This window comes from Bacillus cereus group sp. BfR-BA-01316, from assembly GCF_022664195.1.
Classification (GTDB): domain Bacteria; phylum Bacillota; class Bacilli; order Bacillales; family Bacillaceae_G; genus Bacillus_A.
Genome location: NZ_JAKUGX010000006.1, coordinates 208,272 through 217,245 on the forward strand (window position 1 = coordinate 208,272; position 8,974 = coordinate 217,245).

An 8,974-nucleotide genomic window follows, 5' to 3' on the forward strand; every position below is an offset into this window, starting at 1 on the left:
TTAGACTGGAGGGAATTAATATAACTATGCATACATAGGAGGGAACAGGATGAAAAGTCCTAATTTTCAATTAAGTTTACAAACTTCTAATCTAGTTATCGGTTTTATGGTATGGGTCATTTTATCATCATTAATGCCATATATTAAAGCGGATATTCCATTAACTGCGGGAGAAATTTCTATGGTCACAGCAGTACCGGTTATTTTAGGTTCTATTCTTCGCATTCCAATTGGTTATTGGACAAATCGTTACGGAGCAAGAAAATTATTCTTTATTAGTTTTATTCTATTATTATTCCCTGTCTTTTATATTAGTGTTGCCAATTCTATGAGGGATTTAATTATTGGTGGCTTATTTGTAGGGATTGGTGGGGCTGTATTCTCTGTAGGGGTAACTTCTTTACCGAAATACTTCCCGAAAGAGAGTCACGGTTTTGTAAATGGTATTTACGGTGTTGGTAACGCCGGAACAGCAATTACTTCATTTTTAGCACCTGTCATTGCAACTTCATTTGGCTGGAGAACGACAGTACAGTGTTATTTAGTTTTACTTGCAGCATTTGCACTTATGAACTTTTTATTAGGCGATCGTAAGGAAAAAAAGGTGAATACACCATTAATGGAACAAATAAAAGGTGTATATAAAAATGAAAAACTTTGGTTTCTATGTATCTTTTACTTTTTAACATTTGGATCATTTGTTGCATTTACAGTATATTTACCAAACTTTTTAGTATCTCACTTCGGATTAGAGAAAGTAGATGCAGGTATGCGTACAGCTGGATTCATCGTATTAGCAACAATAATGCGCCCAATTGGTGGTTGGCTTGGTGATAAATTTAATCCATTTAAAATATTAATCTTTGTATTTATCGGTTTAACACTTTCAGGTATTATTTTATCATTTATGCCTAGTATGAATGTGTATACATTTGGTTGCCTACTAGTTGCATTCTGTGCAGGCATTGGAAATGGAACAATCTTTAAGCTTGTTCCAATGTACTTCTCTGAGCAAGCAGGGATTGTAAATGGAGTTGTATCAGCTTTAGGTGGACTAGGAGGGTTTTTCCCGCCATTAATTTTAACATTACTATTCCAACTGACAGGTCATTATGCGATTGGATTTATGGCGTTATCAGAAGTAGCACTTGCTTGTTTAATCATTACAGTGTGGATGTATAGCCAAGAGAAGCTGTTAGTGATGTTAAAGGATCATTAATAAGAAAAAAGGATGTCTAGTAGAGACATCCTTTTTTCTACTTGAACAAAAGAGAATGAATTGTTTTATTAATAACAAGACTCTTTTCGTAAATAATGTTGCTTTATTGCATAAGAATTTTATCCTTATTGATTTTATGTGATTTTTACGCATAATTGTAACTAAGGGAGATGATGCCAGGTTGAGTAAACAGAATATCAGCACAACAGTTTCAGGAGATATAATTGTTACCCATTTAATTGGCAAGATTAAAACAGATGATGTTTATGAATGGTTTAATGGCTTCGAGCAGGTTTGTCATCAATTCATTTCCGAGGGTCGGAAATACAAATTGTTGGTGGATAGAAAAGGATACACGCCAAATCATTTTTCTGTTCAAAAAGCATGGAAAGATAAGTTCTTCAATGAAACCATTTTGAATCACAGTAAGGCAATGGCGTTTCTCCTTGAAGAAGGGGAGATAATGAATTATTTACAACAATCCAATACAAAAGAATCTGTGAAATTTTTTGATGATTATGAACAAGCGCTAATTTGGTTGAATGAATATCCAATATAAAACCTTTATTGAACCAGTTGCTCTCAAGCAACTGTTTTTTTATGCTCGTAATGTTGAAGTTGTCATAAAATTCACTTGCTTACAAGTTTTCAACACCATTATTTTTCTTCGCAGATTCTTGTCCAATTGCCTGTGCGATTCTAAAAAACGAAACCAAAACAAAAAGAACAAACGCCTCTAAAAAACGTTTGTCCAAAGTTAATTCATATTTTAGCTAAGAGATAGATTACAATTTCTGAGTACGAGAAAGTTTTTTTATAAGTTTAGGAAGGACAGATGATAATTCTTGTTTCATACGTTTTGTAAACGATGGATCTTTACCTGAAGTTGAAATAGTGAAAACATGCTCATCATTTCGGATGACACCAGGTGTGTGAAATGATGATTCTGTACCGTCACTTACAACGTTAACCCATTGAAAATCATGAGCGGCCTGTTTGACCATCATATTTACAGTATGTTGATTTGTTGCCGCATAAATAAGATGGGCATCTTTAATATCATCATTAGTAAAAGTTTTTTGCTTCCATGTAATATAAGGAAGCTCCTTCATTTCCTCACAAATCTCTGGGCTAACAACGGTGACAAAAGCGCCTGTATCCTTTAATCCAGCTGCTTTTCGATATGCAATTTTACCTCCACCAACTATAACGACCACTTTTTTATTTAAATTAAACATAAGAGGGTACATGTTATACATACACACATTCCTCCATTCGTTCTAATAATGCTAACTTCATGTATGTATCAAATTGAAGACAATTACAAGTCGTAACGTGATTATATTTTTTTGTATGTAATTTAATTTTTTGAAGCAATAATCCGGTAAAGAGAAGGTACGGCATGACATATACACGGGAAGCATTCAATGTTATATTTTTAAGTTCAGCAGTAAAAGAGGGGGTTCCTTTTGTTAAAAAGGAACAAGATACCGGCATATCGAGTTCTCGTTCGACAGCTGCTCCAATTTGCTGTAATTCATAAATAGGCTGAGGGTCACTACTACCTCGTCCTACGAGTAGAATTTTACTACCTTGCATTGGCATAGTTTCACGTATTCTTTTCACTACAAGTTCAACCATATGTGGATGCGTACTAAAAGGTGGTGCAACTGAAAATGTTAAATGTGAATATTTCTTTTGCATTTGCTCTATTTCAAAAGGAATATCACGTTTATAATGAGCAGCCGCAAATAATAAAACAGGTACAATCATTATGTCAGTCGCTCCCTCTATTACTGCTTCTGTAACTGCATCATGAATGGTAGGTGTTGTTAGTTCAAGAAAAGCTATTTTTTGAATCCTTTCGTTACGTTCTTTCATAACAGATTGAATAAAGTGAATGAATTGTTCGTTACCTTCTTGCAGTCGGCTACCGTGTCCAACATATATAATTCCTTTCATTGTCTCACCCTGTCTTTCTTCATAACAATTTCTTGTAATTGATGATCTACGTTTTGAAACCCGACTTTATTTGCATACTGTAAAGTTGGAACATCGGTATATGAGAAGGGAAGAGTAAGAGTATGCATAAAGCCAAGGCGTTTTACTTCTGATAAAAACGTATCAATTGAAGCACGTCCTTCAAATACAATGCTATCCCATGAGAATTCAGAAAGCATACGTGAATGAATTTCATCGAATCGATGATCAATTTTATACTCATGAGTCATCATATAGGAGCCTGCACCAATTTTTTCTTGAATGAAAGCAATTCGATTAATGTTCCGGCCTAAATAAACAGTTGTATCGGAAGAGAATATTGCTTGTTTACTTAATAGTCCATAGTGCATCATTTTTTCTTGAGTGGCACCGTTCATATACTGCAGTTCCGCCTGTAAGGAACGAATATCTTTATGATGTTTACTGCATGATTGCATCAAGATTTCTACACTTTCAGCTGAACAAAATACAAGGCGATTTACTTTGAAAATTTCATGGATTTGTTCAGAAGTTAATGCGTATTCTTCTTTTTTGAAGGTTGGAATTTGATATATTTCTGCACCGGATTCTTGTAATAGTTGTTTTATTGAACTTTCTTTATTTGTTGCAGATGCAAATAATACTTTTTTACCATGCAATGGTTTACGTTCTTTCCAAGCAATTTGGTTACGCAAGGAAACGACATCACCAACAATCGTCATTGAAGGGTTAGAAATATTTTCGTTTTTGACGTTATGAACAATTGTTGATAGTGTCCCTGTGACAACGCGCTGTTTTCCAGTTGTACCCCATTCAATGACTGCTACAGGCGTATCTGTTTTCTTTCCTGATTGTAGTAAGCTTTCACAAATTGTAGGTAAGTTTTTTATACCCATGTAGTAGGCGATCGTGTCGCTATTGTGGGATGAATTGTATTTTCCATGATCGGTTAAAGGACCTTTTGAATGTCCAGTTAGTAAAGTAACGCTATTACTGTAGTCACGGTGGGTGAGGGGGATACCTGCATAGCTACTAGCGGCGATGCTAGATGTAATACCTGGTACAATTTCATATGGAATGTTCGCTGCCGCTAAAGTTTCTGCTTCTTCACCAACTCTGCCGAAAATAGATGGATCTCCGCCTTTTAAGCGGACAACGATTTTCCCTTCTTTCGCAAATTGAAGTAGGTGGGCATTAATCATTTCTTGTCGCATAGTATGATTCTTTGGCATTTTTCCGCAATAAATAAGTTCGCATGTTCCTTTCGTATAACTAAGAAAGGTAGGGTTCAATAAGCGGTCATATAAGACAATATCTGCACGCTTTAAGCAATCTATCGCTTTTTTTGTAATTAGCCCCTCATCACCTGGTCCTGCACCAACTAAATATATATATCCGTTCATATTCGCACCTCATTTAGTTTTTATTTAAAAGGAAGCCAGGGTAGGCTTCCTTTTGTAAATTACATGTATATATAAATATCCTCGTCAATTACTTCTACTTCGTACGTTTGAATACAACCGTCATCCGGCTTTTGAACTTCACCTGTTATTAATGAAATTTTCCAATCATGTAGTGGACAAAAGACGAATTCCCCAGATACAATTCCTTCTGCTAACGGTCCATTTTTATGAGGGCAACGATTTTCTACAGCTCGAATATCGCCATTTGAGAGACGAAATAGGGCGATAGACATACCTTTCATTTGCACCTCTTTACCAATTTGAATAGGAAGGTCTTCCGCACGCATAATTTTTATTTTTTCTTTCGTTTGTAACATATAGTGCACGCTCCTTATTTTACAGTTTCTACTTCATACATCGCTTTTTGTGATTTCGTTTCTAGTGCTTGTCCCCATGCTTCCGTATATGTGCTACGAGCTTTTTGGAAACGCTCATTTAACATAGTGACCATGTTTGCCTCTTGTAGTATTTCTTTTATGTGATCGAAGCCTAATCGTTCTGTCCAGTAGGCAGTGCGCTCTCCGTAAATACCAGTTTCACGATAATATTGTACGTAAGCTGTAGCGATGTGAAGTACATCATCTTCAGTAGGGACAATCATTACAAAGTCAGCTTCACGTACTTCCGTACCACCATTTCCGCCGATATAAAGTTGGAATCCATTTTCGACACAAACAACACCAAAATCTTTCGTAAGTACTTCCGCACAGTTACGTGGACAACCCGTTACACCCATCTTCATTTTATGAGGTGTATCTACCATTTCTAATGATTGTTCAAGTAGCATACCAAGTCCTAATGAATCTTTCGTACCGAAACGGCAGAAGCGGGAACCAACACATGATTTTACATTACGAAGAGATTTTGAATACGCATATCCAGAAGTCATATTTAAATCGGCCCATACGTTAGGTAAGTCTTGTTTCTTAACACCATATAAGCCGATTCGACTTGCACCTGTAATTTTCACGAGAGGGACGTCATATTTTTTCGCAACTTCAGCAATTTTCATTAAATCATCTGCGGTTGTAACGCCTCCGTACATACGTGGAATAACAGAAAATGTACCATCATGCTGGATGTTACCATTCATTCTTTCATTAACGTAACGGGATGATTTATCATCTGTATATTCTTCTGGAATCGCCATACGTAAATAGTAATTTAAAGCAGGACGACATTTCGAACAGCCGTCTTCATGTGCAAAACCGAGTACATTTCGTACTTCTTTTGGCGATTTTAAACCTTTCTCATGAATTGCCGCTACAACTTCATCACGTGATAAAGTTGTACATCCACACATACCGGCAGATTGTGCTGAGGCATCAAAAGCATCTCCAAGTGTATGAGATAAAATTTGTTCAACAAGTGGGCGACATTTACCACAAGATCCTGCGGCTTTCGTGCAGCCTTTTACTTCTTCAAAAGTAGTTAATTCTTGTTCTAAAATGGCATGAACGATTGTGCCTTTCGTAACACCATTACATCCGCACACAGTGTCATCCGCACTCATAGTAGCAACGTTAAGTTCACTTTCTTCACCAGCTTTGTGAAGAAGGGAAGCTGGTGTATATTCTTGTATATCTTCTTCTTTTTTTAACATGCTAAAGAGGCGTGTACCATCAGCAGTATCACCATATAAAACGATACCAACGACTTTATTGTCACGAATTAATACTTTTTTATAGGAACGTTTACATTCATCAAATATTGAAATTGCTTTCGTTTGATCATCTTCATAAATTTGACCAGCAGAGAATAAATCACAACCTGCAACTTTTAATTGTGTACCGACGATACTACCCACATATCCATCAGTTTGTAAATTTGTTATATGTTTTGCTAATATTGCACCTTGTTCATAAAGAGGAGCAACAAGTCCATATGCGATACCGTCATGTTCTGCACATTCACCAACTGCATAAATGGATTCATCATTTGTTTGCATATAGTCGTTGACTGCAATACCGCGATTTACAATTAAGTCAGCATCTTTTGCTATTTGAGTATTCGGACGTATTCCGACAGCCATTACGATTAAATCACAATTTAAAATTTCACCATCTTCAAATTGAATACCCTCAACATAATCTGTACCAAGAATCTTTACAGTTTTCTTTTCCATGAGAAATTTCATGCCTTGCGCTTCTAAATCTTCACGCAATAGAGAAGCGGCTTTAGCATCTAGTTGTTGCTCCATTAAGTTCGGCATTAAATGAACAACATGTACGTCCATTCCTAAGTCAATGAGGCCTCTTGCGGCTTCTAAACCAAGTAATCCACCACCAATGACAACGGCCTTTTTCTTTTCTTTAGCAGTATTAATCATAAATTGTGTATCTTCAATTGTTCGAAATCCAGTCACACCAGGAAGGATGGAACCTTCAACAGGTAATATAAAAGCACTAGATCCCGTTGCGATAATGAGTTTGTCATATGTAAGAGTACGATTTTTTTCTGTGACAATGACTTTTTCTTCTCGGTCAATACTTTGAACTCTTTCGTTTGTATATAAAGTTATTTCGTTTTCTTCGTACCAACTATATTCATTCATAATGATATTTTGCATATTTGTTTTTCCTTGCAGAACATGAGAGAGCATAATGCGATTATAGTTTGGATGTGGTTCATCTCCAAAAATAGTAATCTCATATGAATCACTATCATGTTTTAATATTTCTTCTATACAGCGTATTCCAGCCATACCATTTCCGATCATAACTAAACGTGTTTTCATATTCATTTCCCCTTTTATGTGAAAAGTTGAACAAAGTATATTATGTTTCCATTATAGAAAATTAAAAAAGAGGGAGATGTGATATTTATCACATTTTTATAATGATTCACAAATTGTTAAAATTCGGACGTATGTGAAGGGAGAAGCGAAAGGATAGACGGATGCTTAATAGTCTGTAGGGGAATGAATAAACTCCCATTGATTAGAAGTTTTATTTAATGAGAGAATATGTTTTTTAGTGGAATGAAAGAAGGGAGTAAGGAGGAATAATCAGTTTGAAATGAAGAACCCTCCATAGCAGGCTGTAGTTCTTCTTCTGAAAGGTCTTTAAAGAGGAAGATCTCTCGTAAATGTTTTTTATCATCTTTTCTTTCATAAATACAACTCCTTAATGCTACCTGATATGTACCTTCGATAAATTAAATTATATCAAGCTGTCCAGTGAAACGGTGGGGGAAAGTGTGAATGTTTTTACAAAATGAAAAGCAGGACATGAGTAAAAATGCTCATGTCCTGCGCTGTATTTAAGCTTTTGCGATAGCACGTGGAAATAAAATGTTATTTTCTAAATGAATATGTTCAAATAAGTCAGATTCAAGAGCTTCAAGGCGCTGGTAAACAAGGCGATAAGTGCCACAAGCTCCTTCTGGTGGAGTAAAGTCATTTGTCACCTTACGAAGTTCTTTAATAATATTGCCAGCGTGGTCATGCTCACTTTCTAATTCTTCTACTACTATACGTAATTTTGCATAATTTTCATCAGTCGGATTTTGTTCGAATTCTAAAATTAATGGGAACTCTTCCGTTTCTTCTTTAATTAAATGCTGTTCTAATTCAATCTTAAGTTCATGAAATAGCTTATGAATTTGAGCTAAATGAGGCTGACTTGCCCCATGAACGCGTAATACTTTCGTCACATATGGACTTAACTGTGGCAATTCTTCATTTAAATAGCGATGATGCTTATTTACAACATAATCAATCAATTCTTGATAAGAAGCATTTTTCCAATCAATTTCAGATTTGTTTAATAGTTTTGTTTTATGATAAAGCGTGTTTAATTCTGTGATTACCTCTGATGCTGATAAATTTCTTTCATTAATTGCATCAATAAGTGGTCTATTACCACCACAACAAAAGTCTATTCTATATGATTTAAAAAGATCACTAGCTTTCGGAAATTGTGTTACAATCTCACCGATAATTGAAGTTTCAGTAAATGTATGTTTCATATGAATGCCTCCATAAAGTTTAAATGTAATATCTAAATCAAGAATAGCGATAAATTCAAATCAATGTGGTGATTTAAATCACTTATTATGTGTCATTTTTGAGAATAATAAAAGGAGTTTTATTTAAGCAAGAGGAAGCGTAATTAGTCGCAATAATTTACGATAATAAAAAAAGAAGCTTAGTATAAAATGTACCCGATAGAATAGACACTTAAAAAAAGTCTATTCTATCGGGTATTTCTTGTATAATAAGAGGAAAATTGGGATCGGAGAATGTTCAAAATGACAAAAAAGCTATTTACAGAAAGAGAAATTCAAATTTTATCGAGTAACCCATACGTAA

The 8,974-nt window shown here is 35.2% G+C and carries 8 protein-coding genes; 2 read left to right on the top strand and 6 right to left on the bottom strand.

The genetic code is table 11. The features are described from left to right. Nucleotides 1-49: 49 nt before the first annotated feature. Nucleotides 50-1,219, top strand: coding sequence for a nitrate transporter NarK (gene narK, locus MR071_RS07985; RefSeq protein ID WP_105586608.1), 1,170 nt, complete (start codon nucleotides 50-52; stop codon nucleotides 1,217-1,219). Nucleotides 1,220-1,370: 151 nt separating this feature from the next. Further along, complete coding sequence (locus MR071_RS07990) at nucleotides 1,371-1,778, top strand: STAS/SEC14 domain-containing protein (RefSeq protein ID WP_242235658.1); 408 nt, start codon at nucleotides 1,371-1,373, stop codon at nucleotides 1,776-1,778. A 226-nt stretch (nucleotides 1,779-2,004) separates the two neighbouring features. On the opposite strand, the gene MR071_RS07995 is transcribed toward MR071_RS07990, so the two are convergent. The 6 genes from MR071_RS07995 to ric all read right to left on the bottom strand — a co-directional run bounded on the left by MR071_RS07995 (nucleotide 2,005) and on the right by ric (nucleotide 8,631). Further along, entirely contained in the window at nucleotides 2,005-2,478 is a 474-nt protein-coding gene (locus tag MR071_RS07995; RefSeq protein ID WP_105586607.1) for a precorrin-2 dehydrogenase, read from the bottom strand. Further along, nucleotides 2,471-3,181 (bottom strand): sirohydrochlorin chelatase, encoded by a 711-nt coding sequence (locus tag MR071_RS08000; RefSeq protein ID WP_242235648.1) that lies wholly within the window; start codon nucleotides 3,179-3,181, stop codon nucleotides 2,471-2,473. The genes MR071_RS07995 and MR071_RS08000 overlap by 8 nt, the downstream gene beginning before the upstream one ends. After that, nucleotides 3,178-4,602 (bottom strand): uroporphyrin-III C-methyltransferase, encoded by a 1,425-nt coding sequence (locus tag MR071_RS08005; protein WP_242235650.1) that lies wholly within the window; start codon nucleotides 4,600-4,602, stop codon nucleotides 3,178-3,180. Before MR071_RS08005 ends, MR071_RS08000 begins: the two co-directional genes overlap by 4 nt. A gap of 59 nt (nucleotides 4,603-4,661) precedes the next feature. Further along, a complete protein-coding gene (gene nirD / locus MR071_RS08010) occupies nucleotides 4,662-4,979 on the bottom strand; it encodes a nitrite reductase small subunit NirD (protein ID WP_105586604.1) in 318 nt (105 codons plus the stop codon). Nucleotides 4,980-4,993: 14 nt separating this feature from the next. After that, on the bottom strand, nucleotides 4,994-7,399 hold the full coding sequence (nirB, locus tag MR071_RS08015) for an NADPH-nitrite reductase large subunit (RefSeq protein WP_242235652.1): 2,406 nt from the start codon (nucleotides 7,397-7,399) through the stop codon (nucleotides 4,994-4,996). Nucleotides 7,400-7,923: 524 nt separating this feature from the next. Continuing rightward, nucleotides 7,924-8,631, bottom strand: coding sequence for an iron-sulfur cluster repair di-iron protein (ric, locus tag MR071_RS08020; RefSeq protein WP_105586602.1), 708 nt, complete (start codon nucleotides 8,629-8,631; stop codon nucleotides 7,924-7,926). Nucleotides 8,632-8,974 lie beyond the last annotated feature (343 nt).